The sequence below is a fragment of the Zooshikella harenae genome (assembly GCF_018837975.1).
Taxonomy (GTDB): Bacteria; Pseudomonadota; Gammaproteobacteria; order Pseudomonadales; family Zooshikellaceae; genus Zooshikella; species Zooshikella harenae.
Map to the genome: position 1 here is coordinate 1 of NZ_JAGSOY010000046.1, position 16,091 is coordinate 16,091.

Consider the following 16,091-nt stretch of genomic DNA (forward strand, 5'->3'; position numbering starts at 1 on the left):
TATAAAGAAATACTATTATTAGCATGTTATGAAAGTGTGCTAAACAAAATGGTATGAGTCGTCATTGTTAACTAATTTTGAATTCTAAATATTAGGTGTGTTAATGTATGCTTGCTTTTTGAGCAGTACTTGATGATTGCTCAACAAGTTCATTCTGTTGGGTAAAAGAGGAGTTTCATGTGAGTGATCGACATGCAGGCCATAAACCTTCATCTTTAAGAGATTTTCTGGAGATTGATATACACCCTCAAGTGTTTGGGTTTTCTGCGCTAGCTATTTTTGCCTTTGTCTTCTTAACACTGACTAACCTGGAGCAAGCCAGTGAGTTATTTAGTCACACTAAATCATTAATCACCGACAATTTTGGTTGGTTATTCATACTACTGGTTCAAGTATTCTTGGTTTTTGCACTGTATTTAGCCTTTAGTCGATTTGGTTATGTTCGCCTAGGTGGTGCACAGGCAAAACCCAAGTATTCTTTTCCTGGCTGGTTTGCCATGCTGTTCAGTGCGGGGATGGGGATAGGGCTGGTGTTTTGGAGTGTTGCTGAACCCATCTATCACTTTTCTTCTCCACCAGTGGGTGAAGGGCATACAGTCAATGCTGCGAAAACCGCCATGGATATCACTTTCCTTCATTGGGGGTTCCATGCCTGGGGTGTTTATGCCGTAGTTGGCTTATCATTGGCGTATTTTACGTTTAACAAAAAATTGCCATTGACCATTCGTTCAGCTTTTTATCCCCTCATTGGTGAAAAAATATATGGTCCCATTGGCCATGCTATAGACGTGCTGGCAGTAATTGCAACATTGTTTGGTGTGGCAACGTCATTAGGGTTAGGTGTTAACCAAGTCGCTGCTGGTTTGGAATTTTTGTTTGATATTGAGGCTACTACAGGCGTTAAGCTAGCGCTGATTGCTGGGATTACCTTACTTGCTACAATTTCTGTGGTGAAAGGGCTTGATAAAGGCATCAAACGCTTAAGTGAAATCAATTTATGGGCTGCGGCTGGCATGCTGTTGTTTGTCATCATTGTTGGCCCAACGCTGTTTGTGCTGAGCGGTTTTGTACAGAATTTAGGCCACTATATGCAGAACTTGCTGATGCTTAGTTCTTGGACTGAGACTTACCAGCAAAACTCGCAATGGCAAAGTAGCTGGACTGTATTTTATTGGGCATGGTGGATTGCCTGGTCTCCTTTTGTAGGGATGTTTATTGCCCGCATTTCTTATGGGCGTACGATACGCCAGTTTGTTTTTGGTGTGTTGTTAGTGCCTAGCCTGCTTACTTTCCTTTGGATCACTGTTTTTGGTGGTGCTGCGTTACACAATGAGCTATTTGGTTTAGCAAATATTGAAGCAGCGGTAAAAGCGGATGTTTCTACTTCTTTATTTGTATTGCTTGAAGGTTTTCCTTTAGCCAGTATTACCTCAGTGTTAGCTGTCTTTTTGATTGTTATTTTCTTTGTAACGTCTTCAGACTCAGGCTCGCTAGTGATTGATATCATCACATCTGGAGGGAATTTGAATCCTCCTGTTGCGCAAAGGGTTTTCTGGGCTACTACAGAAGGTGTTGTTGCTGCTGTGCTGTTACTAGGTGGTGGGTTAACAGCCTTACAGACTGCATCTATCACAACAGGTCTGCCATTTGCGATCGTGTTGTTTATTATGTGCTTTGGCTTATTAAAGTCACTGCATGAGGAGTTTGATGTTAAAAACCCCATTGTTCGTAAATAAAAGAAGCGTTCTAGGTGGTTAATAATATCGGAACTCGTTGAATGATTGAATATATTATCTGATATTAAGGTAATATGTTTAGTGTGATAAAAAGGCCCTTAATGGGCCTTTTTTTACGTTTAGTATTTGTTTGTGAAAGGTTTTGTTAAAGAATACGGTCTTTAGGGCACCTCTAAACTAAAAAAGTTGCTTTTCAATAGCCTGTGGGTATAGCTTTAATAGGCTCACAATAAGGGGGAAAACAATAAATGATGTATTTACAGAAGGGAGTTAATTACTTAGTTATTTTTTTATTGTTTTTAGCTGCTCATAATGTTACTGCACAACAGCTGCAACAGTCAGGCTGGAATAATACGGTTAAAAAAGCAAATAAACAGGTAGTGTATTTTAATGCCTGGGGTGGGAGTCATGAGGTTAATCGCTATATTTTTTGGGTAGGGCAACAGGTAAAACGACAGTATGGAATAACACTGAAGCACGTTAAAGTCGATGATATTAGTCAGGTTGTTAGTCGCTTGCTGATTGAGAAAACAGCGGGAAGAGACACTGAAGGAAAAATTGATTTATTGTGGGTGAATGGCGAAAATTTTGCTACTTTAAAAAATAATAATTTATTATATGGGCCATTTACACAAACTTTACCCAATTATCAGTGGGTGGATGAGACTAAGCCTTCAGTGATAAAAGATTTTTCTATCCCTGTGGAGTTTATGGAAGCGCCTTGGGGGATGGCTCACTTGGTTTTCTTCTATGATAGTAGTGTATTGAAGCAGCCACCTATATCGATGAAGGCGCTGTTGGATTATGCTAAGCAGCATCCTGGACGTATTACTTACCCTAATCCTCCCCATTTTTTAGGAACAACGTTTCTCAAACAAGTACTTTTAGAGTTAGCGCCATCGCCTGAGTTATTACAAAAACCTGTGAGTGAAGTGAATTTTGCGAAAGTAACTGCACCGCTTTGGGCGTTTCTTGATGAATTGCATCCAGTCAGTTGGCGCGAAGGTAAAGTATTTCCAGCAAACTCCTCTCAAATGCGGCAAATGCTGGATAGTGGTGAGTTGCATGTCAGTTTTAGCTTTAGTCCCAGTGAGGCCACAAATGCGATACATGCTGGGTTATTACCAGATACTGTAAAATCCTATGTTCATAAAGGAGGGACATTGGGTAATACGCACTTTTTAGCCATTCCCTATAATGCAAAAGCTAAAACAGCCGCTCAAGTCGTTATAAACTTTTTGTTATCTGCTGAAGCGCAAAGTAAAAAAATGGATCCTGTTATTTGGGGAGATCCAACGGTGTTAGCCATTGATCGGTTACCAGAAGATCAACAAGCTATGTTTGCTCGCTTTGAGAAATTACCTGGTATGTTAACGCTTGATCAGCAAGGCAAACCTTTACCAGAGCCGCACTTTAGTTGGACAGATGCTTTAGAAAAAGCCTGGTTAAAGCGTTATCAGCAGTGATAATGAATAGGTTATGTCTATACCACTGATCAGTTATAGGGTAACACAGTTATTGTGTTTATTGCCGGTAATTCTTGGCGTAGTAGGCACATTGTTGCCTAGCTTTGGTTATTTTCCAGTGGCAGGTTTCCATAACCTGAATATTGATTATTACAATACACTCTGGCAAGAGCCTGGTTTTTCTTCAATGGTGGTAGTAACCCTTGTCAGTGGTTGTCTTGCTACCTGCATTGCTTTATTGCTGACAGTCACTATATTTTCTGTTTTCTACTCAACATCGAGCTGGAAAGTGTGGCGTAGCCTTTTATCACCGATGTTAGCATTTCCTCATGCAGCATTTGCGTTAGGAATGATGTTTTTAGTGACTCCCAGTGGTTGGTATGCGCGTTTTTTTGCGTTCTTTACTTCGGGATTAACATCCCCTCCTGCCTGGCATACGGTACATGATACCTATGGTGTGACCTTAGGTATTATTTTAGGATTAAAAGAGCTGCCTTTTTTAATCCTGATGACGCTGTCAGCCTGTAATCAGGTAAATGTTTCTCAGCTGCTCAAAGTTGGTCAAAGTCTGGGTTATCATCCAGTGTATGCTTGGCTAAAAATAATTTGGCCTCAGCTTTTACCGCAAATGCGTTTACCAATTATTGCAGTAATTGCTTATTCATTTTCTGTGGTGGATATTGCACAAATACTGGGGCCGACAACGCCGCCCACTTTGGCAGTTGCTATTATGCAGTGGTTTGGTAGTGAACAACTTGAGCAGCGATTGCTTGGTAGTGCTGGCGCTATTTGTTTGCTGTTGTTAACTGGGTTATTAATGTTGGGATGGTTAGTTCTTGAAAGGCTATTAATAGGTAAAGATAGTCGATGGCTAATTAATGGCATGCGTAATCGTTTAAGCCTAGGTTGGCAATGGCTAGGTCATGTCACTCAGTGGATAGTGTGGGGCGTATGGGTAACAGCATTACTATCTATTGTGTTATGGGCTGTTAGCTGGCGTTGGCGCTACCCTGATATTCTTCCTAGTGAATATTCATTAAAGGTATGGTTTCGTTATAGTGAAAAATTGCTTACATTGTTAGGAACTACCTGGTTTTTGGCTTTAGGATCAGCAGTGATTGGTTTGCTGTTAGTGCTGGGGCTATTAGAAGCAAAAAAAGCACAACAGCGCTATGCATTGAGTTGGCTATACCTACCTTTATTGATACCTCAAATCAGCTTTATCTTCGGTTTTCAATGGTTGCTCGTCAGCTTGAATTTAGATGGCACTTGGGTTGGTGTTATTTGGAGTCATCTGATTTATGTTGTCCCCTATATATGTCTAGCCTTGGTGGGTTACTTTAAGCACTTTGATAAGCGTTATTTAACCGTCGCTATTTTACTCTCTGGGCGATCTCAATACAGCTATTGGCGTATAAAAATAGCGATGTTGCTATGGCCTATTTCATTTGCGGTAGCTGTTGGTGTTGCGGTTAGTGTTGCTCAGTATTTACCAACGTTGTTTGCAGGGGCAGGGCGTGTAAGCACGTTGACAACTGAAGCCGTTAGTTTAGCGCAAGGTGCTGATTATCGGGTGACGGGGGTTTTTGCTTTGGCGCAGCTTGTTGTACCGCTGGTAACTTATGGCTGTGCATTTCTCATACCCTATTTTATTTACCGGCGTTTTTCTATGATGCGGATTTAAGGGTTCCATGAATAAGAAAGGCATCCTTCAGTTACAGTCTATATCGTTGTACTTTGGTCGTGAACCCATTATTCAAGGGTTAAATCTAACCATACTGCCTGGTGAGATTGTGGTGCTAATGGGACCGAGTGGCTGTGGTAAGTCGACGTTTCTGAGTGCACTATGTGGTATCGTCCCTGATCAGTTTCAATTTTCAGGAAAGGTTTTATTAGATCAGCAAGATCTCACATGTTTACCATTGGCAAGGCGTAAAATTGGGATGTTATTTCAAGATGATTTACTGTTCCCTCATATGTCTGTGAAGGGCAACTTAGCTTTTGCATTACCACAAGAGATAAATCGTCGAGAGCGTCATAACCAGGTGATAGCACTTCTAGCTGAAGTAGGAATGGAGGCTTTGGCGGGTCGTGATCCTGCAACGCTATCAGGTGGGCAGAGGGCTAGAATTAGTCTATTACGGACTTTATTAGCTCAGCCACGTGTTTTACTCTTAGATGAACCTTTTAGTAAGCTCGATCAAGTAACACGTAGCCAATTTAGGCAGCTTGTGTGGTCATATACAGAGCGCTATCAATTACCAACGTTGTTAGTGACTCATGATATTGCAGATATTCCTGATCATTGTTCACAGGTATTACAGCTTCCATATATGGAATCAACTTCATGTTAGATCGTTGGACTTCTCGTTGGGTGCAGCCCCCGTTAAAAAACACGGCTCAAATTATTGCACCATACTGTACCGCTAATCAGGTAACAATTGCTGGGTTTTTATTGGGTATGTTGGCGTTGCCATTATTAGCCTATGAACAATATTCGAGTGCTTTAGTTTTTATTTTATTGAATCGTTGTCTTGATGGGTTAGATGGTGCATTGGCTCGACTAAGTCAACAAACGGACAGTGGAAGTTTTTTAGATATTACGCTGGATTTTATTTTTTATGCTGGGATTGTTTTTGGGTTTGCTCTGGCTCAGCCAGATGATAATGCATTATATGCGGCTTTATTATTATTTAGTTTTATGGGGACGGGGGCGAGTTTTTTAGCCTTTGCAGTGTTGGCGAAAAAGTACCAGCTCACCAATCCTTATTTTCCCCATAAGTCGCTTTTTTACTTAAATGGACTAACTGAAGGTACTGAGACAATTCTATTTTTTGTCCTTTTTTGTATGTTTCCAAAGCATTTTGCTATGTTGGCTGGTATTTTTGCTGTGCTATGTTTTTTGACGACAATTAATAGAATTGTTATTGGTTACCTTACATTAAAGCGATGTGAACAATAAATTGGTTATGGGCCACTGCTTGAGAAAACTAAATATAACTAATTATCCTGGGTTATAGTCTGTAGTGTAGGCTGCTGATTATCTCTGAGTGCCTGTAATAAGCGTGGCGATATTTTTTGGGGTAGAGGTAGTTGATTTTTCTTGCTGTATTTGTCGATAGCATGTTGTGTTTGTCTACCCCAAATACCATCTACGTGTTTGAGTGGGTAACCTAATTGCTTTAGTCGAAACTGAACAAATTGTACTGCAGCAAAATCTTTATGGGCCTGGCTTTTCAGTGCATGCTGATAACGATGTACTTGGGGTGTTGTTTTTAGCTGCCTTTGTAACGAGGTCAGGGCCTGTTTAGCTTTGGGGTGTTTTTGTTGATGAGCCATCATTAACCAGTGATAGGCATCACCTAGGTGTTTAGGCACTCCTTTTCCTTTTAAATGTAACAATCCTAACTGGTATTGCGCCGCAGAGTGGCCTGCAAGTGCAGCTTTTGACAACCAGTAAGCTCCCCAAGCTGGGTCAGCTAGTTTGTTTGTTGAAGTGTCTTCTAAAAATATCATACCCACAATGTACTGTGCTTGTAGATTACCTTGTTTAGCGAGTGGCTCTAACCAGTGGCAGGCTTCTTCTGACTGTTTGGATACACCTTTACCTTCGTAATAGCCTGTGCCCAGTAAATACTGGGCTTGTTGGTGGCCTTGCTTGGCCGCTTTTCGAAAATAGTCATAGGCTGCTGGATAATTTTGTGGAACCTCCAGTCCATGATAAAAACGCAAACCCAACCTAAACTGACTGTCAATATCACCCTGCTGTGCTTGAGCGTGGAGTGCTTGCAGGTCTGGTCCAGCCTGTTGGATTTGCCAGAGTGTACACCCTGAGAGCAGGATACCTGAGAGCAGGCATGTTATACCTATCTGCAAGGGTGCCGTCATTGTATACTTCCTATTACTTGCTAAGGAAAAAATACGGCATATGACTGCAATAATATTACTCATCATCATCATGCTGGATTACCATTAGGTTAAAACCTAAAGTCTGCTTCATGTGGTTCAACTTACCTGCTGCATACAGCCGTTTATTGGTTACCGTTAGGTGAGAGGGTGTCCTCAATGGCACCTACTTCCAACATTGGCGCTGCATCAATTTTCTCAGCATCCATCATTGTGGCTATGCGTTGAACAGAGGAAACTAAAAGTGATTGTTCCCAGTCTTGTAATTGCTGGAACTGATAAATAAATTCTTGCTGAAGAGGCTTAGGCGCTTTTAGAATTAAGGCCTGTCCTTTTTCAGTTAAGTAGGTGTATACCTTACGTTTATCATTAACACTACGCTTACGAGAGGCTAAGTCACGTTTTTCTAACCTATCCATGATTGTGGTTACAGTCGCTTGGCTGAGATTAACATGACGAGCAACTTCACCAATGGTTACCTCACCTAAGCTGTGAATAGAGCGCATAATCAGCAACTGAGGACCAGTTAAACCTGACTCTTTGCTCAGCTTTCGTGAATGCAAATCTATGGCACGGATAATGCGCCTCAGCGCAATTAACACTTCTTCATACTTTTCCATGTCAGATTCAGCAAACCTCATTAAAATTGATAGCCATTTTATACAACACTGTGGCAAATAAAGTTGGCAAGCGTTGAATGAAATGGCTGTTTATATCATGTTGTGAACGATACAGCCACAGCAAACAAAATGTGATGTTTGAAATGGCATGCTACTGAGTAGTTAGTGTAGCTAAAGTACTGTGAGCAGCTTCATCAAAATGGCAGTTGCAATATAAAAAATGCCGTGCCACAGTGGGCTATCAACCATTCTGACTCAACTACTAGTGTCTTATTTGACGGTCAAATTATGAGTGTTTCTGTGTTACTTTCGCGTTGCTTTAAACAGCGTATCGGGCTTACAGGCTTGTTCAAAAGTATTTTACTATTGTCGCTATTCTTGCCAATTTCTGCAACACATGCCAAATTGCTTTCACTTAAAGGTGATAGAACCCAGGGCAGTTTATTGCTTGGGAAAGTAACATTAGGAAGTCAAGTAAAATATAAGAAAAAAATCATTTCAGTTAATGATAGTGGATTTTTTGTTATTGGCTTCGGACGCGATGCCGCATTAGATCAACAGTTTACGGTGATAAGCCCTGATGGTCAGCAGCAGGCTCATAAACTGAAGTTGAAAAAACGTCAGTATAATATCCAGCGTATAAAGGGGGTTCCTCAAAAAATGGTAACCCCTCCAGAATCTTTTCTTAAGAGAATAAGAAGAGAAAGTAAACTGGTCGCGGCTTCAAGGGCGGTGGCGAGTAATTCCCCCTATTTTGCACAACCCTTTATTTGGCCACTGACAGGACGTATCAGTGGGGTTTATGGAAGCCAGCGTGTTTTTAATGGGGAACCTCGTCGTCCACATTTTGGTGTTGATGTTGCCGCCCCAGTTGGCACTAAAGTGATTTCTCCTGCTGGAGGCACCGTAGTGTTGGCTGAACCTGATTTGTATTTTTCAGGAGGAACACTAATTATTGACCATGGGCATGGGGTTTTTTCGAGCTTTTTACATCTTAGTAAAGTTTTGGTTAAGGTTGGTACGAAAGTTAAACAAGGTGATGTTATTGCCAAAGTAGGCGCTACTGGTCGGGTAACTGGGCCACATTTAGATTGGCGGATGAACTGGTTTACAACACGAGTTGATCCTGCGCTCTGGGTTGGGCCAATGCCTAAAAAATGAGATACATACATTTCATTGTGGGTAGTTTTGCTACTCATTCACTAAACAAGTTTGCTCGCTTTTTGTATTGCAAGAAAAGTTGCATTTAGCTGGTGAGTTTGTATCATTGGGGCCTCTTCTAAGGCTTTAAGTCCCTGTAGCTCAGTAGGATAGAGCAAGCGCCTCCTAAGCGCTAGGTCGGAGGTTCGATTCCTCTCAGGGACGCTCTTCCCTCTTACATGATTTGTCACATTCCTTTGTTGTAATCTGATGACTGACTAAAAATGGTCTTTTCTGTTCGGTCTTTGTAAATGAAGATTTCTTTATTCCTTGGTGTATACCTGTCAGTGACGGAAATATATACCCTTCGCTGTGGGTATTATAATTTTTTATTACTCCTAAAAATGAATCACGATTGGTATAGTTTTGTTGAGGCAAAGGAAGAGCAAGGAAAGTGAGAGAGCGTGTACCAGTGAAGCTGTCAATTATTGTACCTACATTAAACGAAGCTAAAGGAATTCAACCTTTTCTAATGACATTACAGCCTTTACGGAGTAAAGGGCATGAAGTCATTTTGGTTGATGGAGGGAGTCAGGATAAAACAACTGACTATGCCAGAACGATGGTCGACTGTTTAGTCTCTTGTGCTACTGGTCGGGCAAGACAGATGCAATATGGTGCTGAGCTGGCGACAGGTGAAGTATTGCTGTTTTTACATGCAGATACGCTTTTACCAGATCAGGCAGATGAATTTATTGAGCAAGCTTTTGGTAAGGGGGGGCGCTGTTGGGGGCGTTTTGATGTCAGCTTTTCTGGTTCGCACTGGTTATTTTATTGTATTGCTTACATGATGAATAAACGTTCTAGGATTACAGGGATTGCAACGGGTGACCAAGCAATTTTTGTTAAGCGCGATCATTTTGAAGCAATAGGAGGCTTTTTAGCTATTCCTCTTATGGAGGATATCGATTTATGTAGCCGTTTACGACAGCAAGGAAAACCAGTTTGTATTCCTGTGCCTGTGATAACGTCCAGTCGCCGCTGGGAACAGAATGGTATTTTTCGCACTATATTATTAATGTGGTGGATTCGGTGTTGTTTTTATTTTGGTACTGCACCAGAAAAACTCTGGCGTAAATACTACATGAGAGACAGTAATTAAATGAAAAATAGCTGTTCGACATCAAAAAAGAATGTAATCAGCAGGAATGACCACTAATTATTATGCAACAGTTGGTGATTTTATTTGCCAAACCACCTCGAGCAGGTGCGGTTAAAACGCGGTTAATTCCTGCATTAGGTGAGCAGGGGGCATTATCAGTCCACCAATGGTTACTTGATAGAACACTAGCAATAATGCAGCAATTACCCGCTTCACTTAATATTCAACTTTGTCTGGCAGAGTCTGTAGTTAAACCCGATGGGATGAGTCATTATTTCTTTGGGCAATGGCCAATATGTTTGCAACAAGGGAATAATTTAGGTGAGCGATTGGCAAATGCATTTAAGTCGAATTTAGCTTGGGCTGATCAGGTTGTGATTATAGGCAGTGATTGTCCAGTTTTAACGGCAGATTATATTTTACAAGCATTGAGTGCACTGACGAAAAAAAATGACGTAGTGATAGGGCCTGCTGAAGATGGTGGTTATGTTTTAATTGGTTTAAGCCGCTTTATTCAAGCACTTTTTCTTAATATGCCATGGAGTACACCCCAACTTTTTAATGAAACCATTACACAGTTAAACAATCAACACGTGTCTTATCATTTACTCACTGAACTATGGGATGTAGATATACCTTCAGATGTTAAACGTCTGGGTAGGTTGCGTCATCACGATTAGCTATGCGTTGAAGTTGATTCACATATAGTTGCAGATAGCGTTGGTTAATACCTGATAATTGCAAGAACATTATGCCGATATTAATGTACTGTTGGCTTGTAACATGTATTTGTCTGATTTCTCCCTGACAGTCGATAGGATGATCTGTTGGTGTAATAAATTGTACATGATCAAATATATCGCCGACAGCAAGTGTTGGTTGATCTGGTGGAGGTGGTAACAGTTGTAGTTGGCAGCCAGTTATCGATAAATCCAGTAACTGACCACTTAATAAGAGAGTTTCAGGTTCTTGAGTAATTAGGGTAACTCTAATAAATGTATGAGTAGGAATAACGGCTCGATAAGCATTTCGCCGTTGTAAGTAACGTATTTTATCTGGAAATGGAATAAGGAAATCCTGTGGTGATGCTGTTGTTGTATCTGGCATAAGGGACAAGGTTGATAGATGAGGACAGATAATATCAATGCCGTGATGTGTGCACTTTAAGTTAAATGTCATATTATTTTTTATCAAGCTTTCACCATGTGCGGGGGTGATATTTGATAACGTAAAGTGGCTGGCTTCATGATTGATAGCACTGATTGTCGCGGAAAAAGAGCTATTTTTTGCAGGAAAGTCAAGGTGCACCTTTTTCTTGCTTTCATAAATAGCAAGTAACTGACGATAAATTTCCTGTGGTGTTTGTAGGGTTTGATACTTCTCGTTTGAGTCCCAATCTGAAAAACTGATCATGCAGCCTACATCCCTGAAAATTTTTTTATTAAAATAAGTTTTAAAGTAAACCAAACAAATATTGCTTTTTTATATCGCTAATAAACTACCTACCTAAGTCGTCCTTCCAACATTAACTATAAGTATATACCTTTCAAGGATGATTTTTTTCAGTAGTAATTGATAGGCTAAAGAAAATAGCTAGAGCTTGACTCGGTGAGCAAGCTCTAGGGAATCTGTTGTCATAGAATGTATGGCTGCGGAATTAAGCAGTACCTATTAGTCGGCCAGTTGCATCGCTAATAGGTTGACCTTGCTTAGCATAGAGGGCTTTTGGCGCTAGGGGTTGTCCTCTATAAATGCGGAGAAAGCGCTCTACGACCAGTTGAGTGCGGCTAATAATACGGTGGTTGGTTTCATTGCAACGTTTACTTTCTTGTAACTTGCTTTGCAAAGAATGCCAAAGTGACTCAAAGTGTTCTTTTTGAGTTTGATCACAGAGAGTAAGTAACTGCTTAAAACCTGTCGCATCAGGAATTAAACCAAGTGATGCAAACAATTTAGATCGCTGGTTGGCATTTTGACTGATAGATGTCAGGTAAGACTGCTTGCGGCTAATGAGTGTTTCAAGGCTGGCATAGTCGCGCGTTTTTAAAGCGTGTCGTTCTGCATTGAGTGTTGTGATTAGATGCTCAAGAAGCTGTAAGTCAGCAAGCAACAATGCTTCAAATTGTTTGAGTGAGGTAGTAGTGGGCATAATGGTCATTCCAGTGGTAGAGATCTAGCTCAGTGAGTTTAAAAGCCTTCGAAGTCTAAAAGCTTATTAGCCAGTTGCTCTGCATTAACCTGGTAACGTCCAGCTGCAATATCAGCTTTAATTTGTTGAACACGCTCGGAGTCAACGCCATCCTGCTGAGCGACTTGGTCCTGCAATTTCTTTAAGTCCTGAGCTTGTTGACTCAGTTCAACAGAAACAGGCTTTTTCTCTGTAGAGGTCTGCTCGACAGCTGGCTGTTTGGCAGATTGCTCTAGCGTCTTGTTTTCAGTCCCGCCCACCTGTTGTTGGGCTCGCTTTTGAGCGCTGACCAGGTCTGATGAAGACGTATTGGGACCATTGATATCATTAACCATGATGACTACCTTACCCTTAGAATGACCACTCACTATGAATATTAGCGGCCACCATTAAAATTACTTTAATAGACATTTGGCAAAAATTCTCAAAAGAGAACCTGTACTGTATTTTTATCCTTAACAATGCCCTCGACTATGCGTTGGCTTCTAGCATTTCGCACTTTTATGCGTTCACCTGGTTTACCATCTGAGAGTGCTGTTCCAAATGACCGTACAGCAAAATGATCTGCTGAAGCGACTATCGCAACTTTTGTGCCTTTAGTGATAACTGTGGCAGTGTCAATATGCCGGCGACTAATGATTTGTCCAATAGTAATTGTTCTTGTGGCGACTTTACCGATTACAAGCTTCTGTTCAGTAAAATAACCATTTCGTAAACGACTTACATCAATTGTTTGCCACATTAAATCGGCGTCAGTTATTCGTCGTTTCTTTGGGATTGTGCGTTTGCTGGCAAGTACTTGCCGGAAAATACTCACCTCTGTTGTGACAAAAACTTGCCAGCTATTAGGACAGTCAATGGCCAATGTAATACGTCCAAAAGACTTACTGTGTCTATTTCGACTGACTTGCAGTGGTGTCTGGCATAAAGGCAGCCTTAATCGTTCGTCCAAGGGGTTTATACGAATTTTATAAGTTATTGAAGATGATTGTGCTAGCAGCGGTTGGAGTTTGTTCAGGAGATATTGATGGGCTGCTTGATGCACTTGATCATTGAGGGGGCTGGCAATGCTACCGATTGAAAAAAGGCAGAGTAACCAGCTTAGTACAAAATACTGACGTGGGTGACTAAATTGTCCTATGCTATTTGTATAGTTCATAAGCAGCAATAGGCCTTAGTGAAATTAGTTGGTATGCAGTGGTTTATCACTTTAAAAGCAACTGTTATGCCGGTTTTAGGTTTAAGTGTTTGTTAATCATGTAGGAGTGGCTTCATGGCTGGTGTATTAGACAGTGTTAACCAGCGAACTCAACTGGTAGGGCAGAACCGACTTGAATTACTGTTGTTTAGGCTCAATGGTGGCCAACTCTATGGAATAAATGTATTTAAAGTTAAGGAAGTGTTGCAATGTCCTAAGATGACCATTATGCCGAAAAGCAGCCCTATTGTAAGAGGTGTTGCCAATATTAGGGGAGGTACCATCCCGATACTGGATATGAATATGGCTACGGGTCGAAGTGCTCTAGAGGATGTAGAAAATTGTTTTGTGATCATTACTGAATACAACATGAAAGTTCAGGGTTTTTTAGTACGGATGGTAGATAGAATTGTCAATATGAATTGGGAAGAAATACATCCACCGCCCAAAGGTACAGGACGAGATCATTATTTAACAGCTGTTACTAAAGTGGATGACAAACTGGTTGAGATCATCGATGTAGAAAAGATTCTTGCAGAAGTTTCTCCAATGAATGAAGAACTTTCAGATGATGTTGTTCGTCATGAGCCAACTGATGACTTAGCGAATAAGAAGATATTAATTGTTGATGACTCTGCAATAGCACGTAAACAAGTGCAACGTTGTATTGAGTCATTAGGTATTGAGGTGGTGGCCAAAAATGATGGTCGTGAAGCTTTAGAATATCTTATGGAGTTGATTGACCAAGGGGGGAGTCCTAAGGATGAGCTTCTTATGATTGTCTCTGATATAGAAATGCCTGAAATGGATGGTTACACATTAACGTCTGCGATTAGAAGTGACCCGCGTATAAATGACATGCATATAGTGCTTCATACCTCATTAAGTGGTGTTTTTAATAAAGCCATGGTGGAAAAAGTAGGAGCAAATGATTTTATTGCTAAGTTTAACCCCGATTTATTAGCGGGTGCAGTCATGGAACGAATCCAAATACTAACGGGTTAATTACAGGTTAGCATCGATATGGGGTAATTTCTGTGGCCGAATTTGGTTCTCAACCGAAGCGAACAGTCCCAACGAATGACTTTGATGTCTTTAGTCTTTTTTTGGAAAAAAGCAGTGGTATTGTTTTAGGGAAAAATAAAGAATACCTGGTGAAAAGTCGCTTAAGAAAAATTCTAGCGGAAAATAATATCAACTCGCTTACTGAGCTGGTTTCTCAAATTGAGAGAAATCCTCGTGGTGATTTGCGTGGCAAAGTTATTGATGCCATGACGACAAATGAAACATTATGGTTCCGGGATAACTATCCTTATGATGTTTTAAAAAATAGAATTTTACCTGAATTAGTAAAGGAGCGACGTCAGCAAAATATTCGCATTTGGTCTGCAGCCTGTTCTACTGGGCAAGAGCCTTATTCTATTGCAATGGCTATTGATGAGTTTGAACGAAATAATTTAGGTATGCTAAAAGGTGATGTCAAAATTGTTGCGACAGATTTATCAAGCAAAGTCATGGCTGAGGCAATGGCTGGAGAATATGACTCGCTTGCATTAGGCAGAGGGTTATCAGATGAACGTTTACAGCGTTACTTTACCGCATTGCAAGGAAAGCGTTGGGTGGTTAAGCCTCACATCAAGCAGCGTGTTGAGTTTCGTATTATTAACTTGCAAGAAAGTTATGCCAGTTTAGGGAAGTTTGATATTGTTTTTTGCCGGAATGTATTAATTTATTTCTCTGCAGAACTAAAGCTGGATATTCTAAGCCGAATTTATAAGACTTTAAAACCAGGTGGCTTTCTATTTTTAGGTGCATCTGAAGCCTTAAATGGCTTATCTGACTTATATGAAATGGTACAGTGTCGACCAGGTATAATGTACATGGTAAAGCCTAATAATGCTGATGTATTTGCTCGAGCAGGGAAATCTGCTAGCCGAACAAAGACATCCACTACTGGAACAAAAACGGTTACACCAAGAACAACATCCTCGGTTGCAACGTCAGCAACAACACAAAAATCAACTGGCATAACCCCTTCCGCAACAAGGTCAACTCCTCCTGCAAAACCTTCATCAAATAAACCAGAACCATTTAAGCGGTAAATTTACGTCTTAAGAGAAAGGAAACTGATTGCCGTCTCCTTGGTTTTGGTTTTGTTGATATTACTTAACTTGCTGATAATTAGGTAAAAAATTTAATGGCATGGGCTTTGCCTTAAAGCTAAGTAGAAAATGACTCGGTTTGTTCGGCAAGGGAGCTTTTATGGCTATCAGTTTTGAAAATGCGTTAGGTGTGCATCCTTATGCACTGCAAATTCGAGCAGCAAGAGCAGAAATTATCGCTAATAATTTTGCCAATGCAGATACTCCTGGTTTTAAGGCTAGGGATATCGATTTCAAGCAAGCACTAAAGCAAGCCGTAGAGAATACCCCTAGAGGCAATCAATTGCCGCTTAATATCACCAGTGAACAACATATACAAACGGTGCCTACAGAATATAGTGAGCCTGAAGTACTTTATCGTACGCCTATTCAACCTGCTATTGATGGCAATACAGTGGATACCCAACAAGAACACTCACTATTTGCCCGTAATGCAATGGATTTTCAGGCCGGCTTTGAGTTTTTGAATGGTAGTTTTAAGTCATTAAAAACTGCGATTAAGGGTAATTAGTT

Annotated in this window: 17 protein-coding genes and 1 tRNA gene; 12 read left to right on the forward strand and 6 right to left on the reverse strand. The window is 40.7% G+C overall.

Translation table 11 applies throughout. The features are described 5' to 3' along the window. Positions 1-179 precede the first annotated feature (179 nt). The 5 genes from KCG35_RS16635 to KCG35_RS16655 all read left to right on the forward strand — a co-directional run bounded on the left by KCG35_RS16635 (position 180) and on the right by KCG35_RS16655 (position 6,164). Positions 180-1,736, forward strand: a complete 1,557-nt coding sequence (locus KCG35_RS16635; protein ID WP_215820924.1) for a BCCT family transporter — start codon at positions 180-182, stop codon at positions 1,734-1,736. Between the two features lie 248 nt (positions 1,737-1,984). Next, positions 1,985-3,202 (forward strand): ABC transporter substrate-binding protein, encoded by a 1,218-nt coding sequence (locus tag KCG35_RS16640; RefSeq protein ID WP_215820925.1) that lies wholly within the window; start codon positions 1,985-1,987, stop codon positions 3,200-3,202. A 13-nt stretch (positions 3,203-3,215) separates the two neighbouring features. Next, positions 3,216-4,886, forward strand: a complete 1,671-nt coding sequence (locus tag KCG35_RS16645) for an ABC transporter permease (protein WP_215820926.1) — start codon at positions 3,216-3,218, stop codon at positions 4,884-4,886. Positions 4,887-4,893: 7 nt separating this feature from the next. After that, positions 4,894-5,556, forward strand: coding sequence for an ATP-binding cassette domain-containing protein (locus KCG35_RS16650; protein WP_215820927.1), 663 nt, complete (start codon positions 4,894-4,896; stop codon positions 5,554-5,556). Next, the gene (locus tag KCG35_RS16655; RefSeq protein ID WP_215820928.1) at positions 5,550-6,164 is read left to right on the forward strand and encodes a CDP-alcohol phosphatidyltransferase family protein; all 615 of its coding nucleotides are present in this window, start codon (positions 5,550-5,552) and stop codon (positions 6,162-6,164) included. The genes KCG35_RS16650 and KCG35_RS16655 overlap by 7 nt, the downstream gene beginning before the upstream one ends. Positions 6,165-6,202: 38 nt before the next feature. Here the strand turns inward: KCG35_RS16655 and KCG35_RS16660 are convergent, their stop codons facing one another. Next, a complete protein-coding gene (locus KCG35_RS16660; RefSeq protein WP_215820929.1) occupies positions 6,203-7,090 on the reverse strand; it encodes an SEL1-like repeat protein in 888 nt (295 codons plus the stop codon). A 143-nt stretch (positions 7,091-7,233) separates the two neighbouring features. Then, positions 7,234-7,749: a MarR family winged helix-turn-helix transcriptional regulator gene (locus KCG35_RS16665; RefSeq protein WP_304956757.1), complete on the reverse strand. Its 516-nt coding sequence runs from the start codon at positions 7,747-7,749 to the stop codon at positions 7,234-7,236. Between the two features lie 267 nt (positions 7,750-8,016). On the opposite strand from KCG35_RS16665, the gene KCG35_RS16670 reads away from it, so the two are divergent. The 4 genes from KCG35_RS16670 (at position 8,017) to KCG35_RS16685 (ending at position 10,710) form a co-directional block, all read left to right on the forward strand. Beyond that, positions 8,017-8,889 carry a M23 family metallopeptidase gene (locus KCG35_RS16670; RefSeq protein WP_215820930.1) on the forward strand — a complete coding sequence of 291 codons (873 nt, stop codon included), beginning with the start codon at positions 8,017-8,019 and terminating at the stop codon, positions 8,887-8,889. Positions 8,890-9,019: 130 nt separating this feature from the next. Continuing rightward, positions 9,020-9,093: transfer RNA gene (locus KCG35_RS16675), tRNA-Arg, on the forward strand. 229 nt (positions 9,094-9,322) lie between these two features. After that, entirely contained in the window at positions 9,323-10,030 is a 708-nt protein-coding gene (locus KCG35_RS16680) for a TIGR04283 family arsenosugar biosynthesis glycosyltransferase (protein WP_215820931.1), read from the forward strand. 62 nt (positions 10,031-10,092) lie between these two features. Then, positions 10,093-10,710: a TIGR04282 family arsenosugar biosynthesis glycosyltransferase gene (locus KCG35_RS16685; RefSeq protein ID WP_215820932.1), complete on the forward strand. Its 618-nt coding sequence runs from the start codon at positions 10,093-10,095 to the stop codon at positions 10,708-10,710. On the opposite strand, the gene KCG35_RS16690 is transcribed toward KCG35_RS16685, so the two are convergent. The 4 genes from KCG35_RS16690 to flgA form a co-directional block, all read right to left on the reverse strand. After that, the gene (locus KCG35_RS16690; protein WP_215820933.1) at positions 10,676-11,443 is read right to left on the reverse strand and encodes a PilZ domain-containing protein; all 768 of its coding nucleotides are present in this window, start codon (positions 11,441-11,443) and stop codon (positions 10,676-10,678) included. The two genes, KCG35_RS16685 and KCG35_RS16690, sit on opposite strands and share 35 nt — an antisense overlap. 244 nt (positions 11,444-11,687) lie before the next feature. After that, the gene (locus KCG35_RS16695) at positions 11,688-12,179 is read right to left on the reverse strand and encodes a flagella synthesis protein FlgN (protein ID WP_215820934.1); all 492 of its coding nucleotides are present in this window, start codon (positions 12,177-12,179) and stop codon (positions 11,688-11,690) included. Between the two features lie 38 nt (positions 12,180-12,217). Next, positions 12,218-12,553, reverse strand: coding sequence for a flagellar biosynthesis anti-sigma factor FlgM (flgM, locus tag KCG35_RS16700; protein WP_215820935.1), 336 nt, complete (start codon positions 12,551-12,553; stop codon positions 12,218-12,220). Positions 12,554-12,642: 89 nt separating this feature from the next. Next, entirely contained in the window at positions 12,643-13,377 is a 735-nt protein-coding gene (gene flgA, locus KCG35_RS16705) for a flagellar basal body P-ring formation chaperone FlgA (RefSeq protein ID WP_215820936.1), read from the reverse strand. A 114-nt stretch (positions 13,378-13,491) separates the two neighbouring features. Here flgA and KCG35_RS16710 point away from each other — a divergent pair, with 114 nt between their 5' ends. From KCG35_RS16710 to flgB, 3 genes are all read left to right on the forward strand, one after another. Continuing rightward, complete coding sequence (locus KCG35_RS16710) at positions 13,492-14,421, forward strand: chemotaxis protein CheV (RefSeq protein ID WP_215820937.1); 930 nt, start codon at positions 13,492-13,494, stop codon at positions 14,419-14,421. Positions 14,422-14,453: 32 nt separating this feature from the next. Further along, on the forward strand, positions 14,454-15,518 hold the full coding sequence (locus KCG35_RS16715) for a CheR family methyltransferase (RefSeq protein WP_215820938.1): 1,065 nt from the start codon (positions 14,454-14,456) through the stop codon (positions 15,516-15,518). Positions 15,519-15,678: 160 nt separating this feature from the next. Next, positions 15,679-16,089 carry a flagellar basal body rod protein FlgB gene (gene flgB, locus KCG35_RS16720; RefSeq protein WP_215820939.1) on the forward strand — a complete coding sequence of 137 codons (411 nt, stop codon included), beginning with the start codon at positions 15,679-15,681 and terminating at the stop codon, positions 16,087-16,089. Positions 16,090-16,091 lie beyond the last annotated feature (2 nt).

Excerpts from the sequence above, each read along its gene's own strand:
- KCG35_RS16710 (WP_215820937.1), top strand. The coding sequence starts at position 13,492 with ATGGCTGGTGTATTAGACAGTGTTAACCAGCGAACTCAACTGGTAGGG.
- KCG35_RS16655 (WP_215820928.1), top strand. The coding sequence starts at position 5,550 with ATGTTAGATCGTTGGACTTCTCGTTGGGTGCAGCCCCCGTTAAAAAAC.
- KCG35_RS16645 (WP_215820926.1), top strand. The coding sequence starts at position 3,216 with ATGTCTATACCACTGATCAGTTATAGGGTAACACAGTTATTGTGTTTA.
- flgA (WP_215820936.1), bottom strand. The coding sequence starts at position 13,377 with ATGAACTATACAAATAGCATAGGACAATTTAGTCACCCACGTCAGTAT.
- KCG35_RS16665 (WP_304956757.1), bottom strand. The coding sequence starts at position 7,749 with ATGAGGTTTGCTGAATCTGACATGGAAAAGTATGAAGAAGTGTTAATT.
- KCG35_RS16685 (WP_215820932.1), top strand. The coding sequence starts at position 10,093 with ATGCAACAGTTGGTGATTTTATTTGCCAAACCACCTCGAGCAGGTGCG.
- KCG35_RS16690 (WP_215820933.1), bottom strand. The coding sequence starts at position 11,443 with ATGATCAGTTTTTCAGATTGGGACTCAAACGAGAAGTATCAAACCCTA.
- flgB (WP_215820939.1), top strand. The coding sequence starts at position 15,679 with ATGGCTATCAGTTTTGAAAATGCGTTAGGTGTGCATCCTTATGCACTG.
- KCG35_RS16640 (WP_215820925.1), top strand. The coding sequence starts at position 1,985 with ATGATGTATTTACAGAAGGGAGTTAATTACTTAGTTATTTTTTTATTG.
- KCG35_RS16670 (WP_215820930.1), top strand. The coding sequence starts at position 8,017 with ATGAGTGTTTCTGTGTTACTTTCGCGTTGCTTTAAACAGCGTATCGGG.
- KCG35_RS16660 (WP_215820929.1), bottom strand. The coding sequence starts at position 7,090 with ATGACGGCACCCTTGCAGATAGGTATAACATGCCTGCTCTCAGGTATC.
- KCG35_RS16695 (WP_215820934.1), bottom strand. The coding sequence starts at position 12,179 with ATGCCCACTACTACCTCACTCAAACAATTTGAAGCATTGTTGCTTGCT.
- KCG35_RS16650 (WP_215820927.1), top strand. The coding sequence starts at position 4,894 with ATGAATAAGAAAGGCATCCTTCAGTTACAGTCTATATCGTTGTACTTT.
- flgM (WP_215820935.1), bottom strand. The coding sequence starts at position 12,553 with ATGGTTAATGATATCAATGGTCCCAATACGTCTTCATCAGACCTGGTC.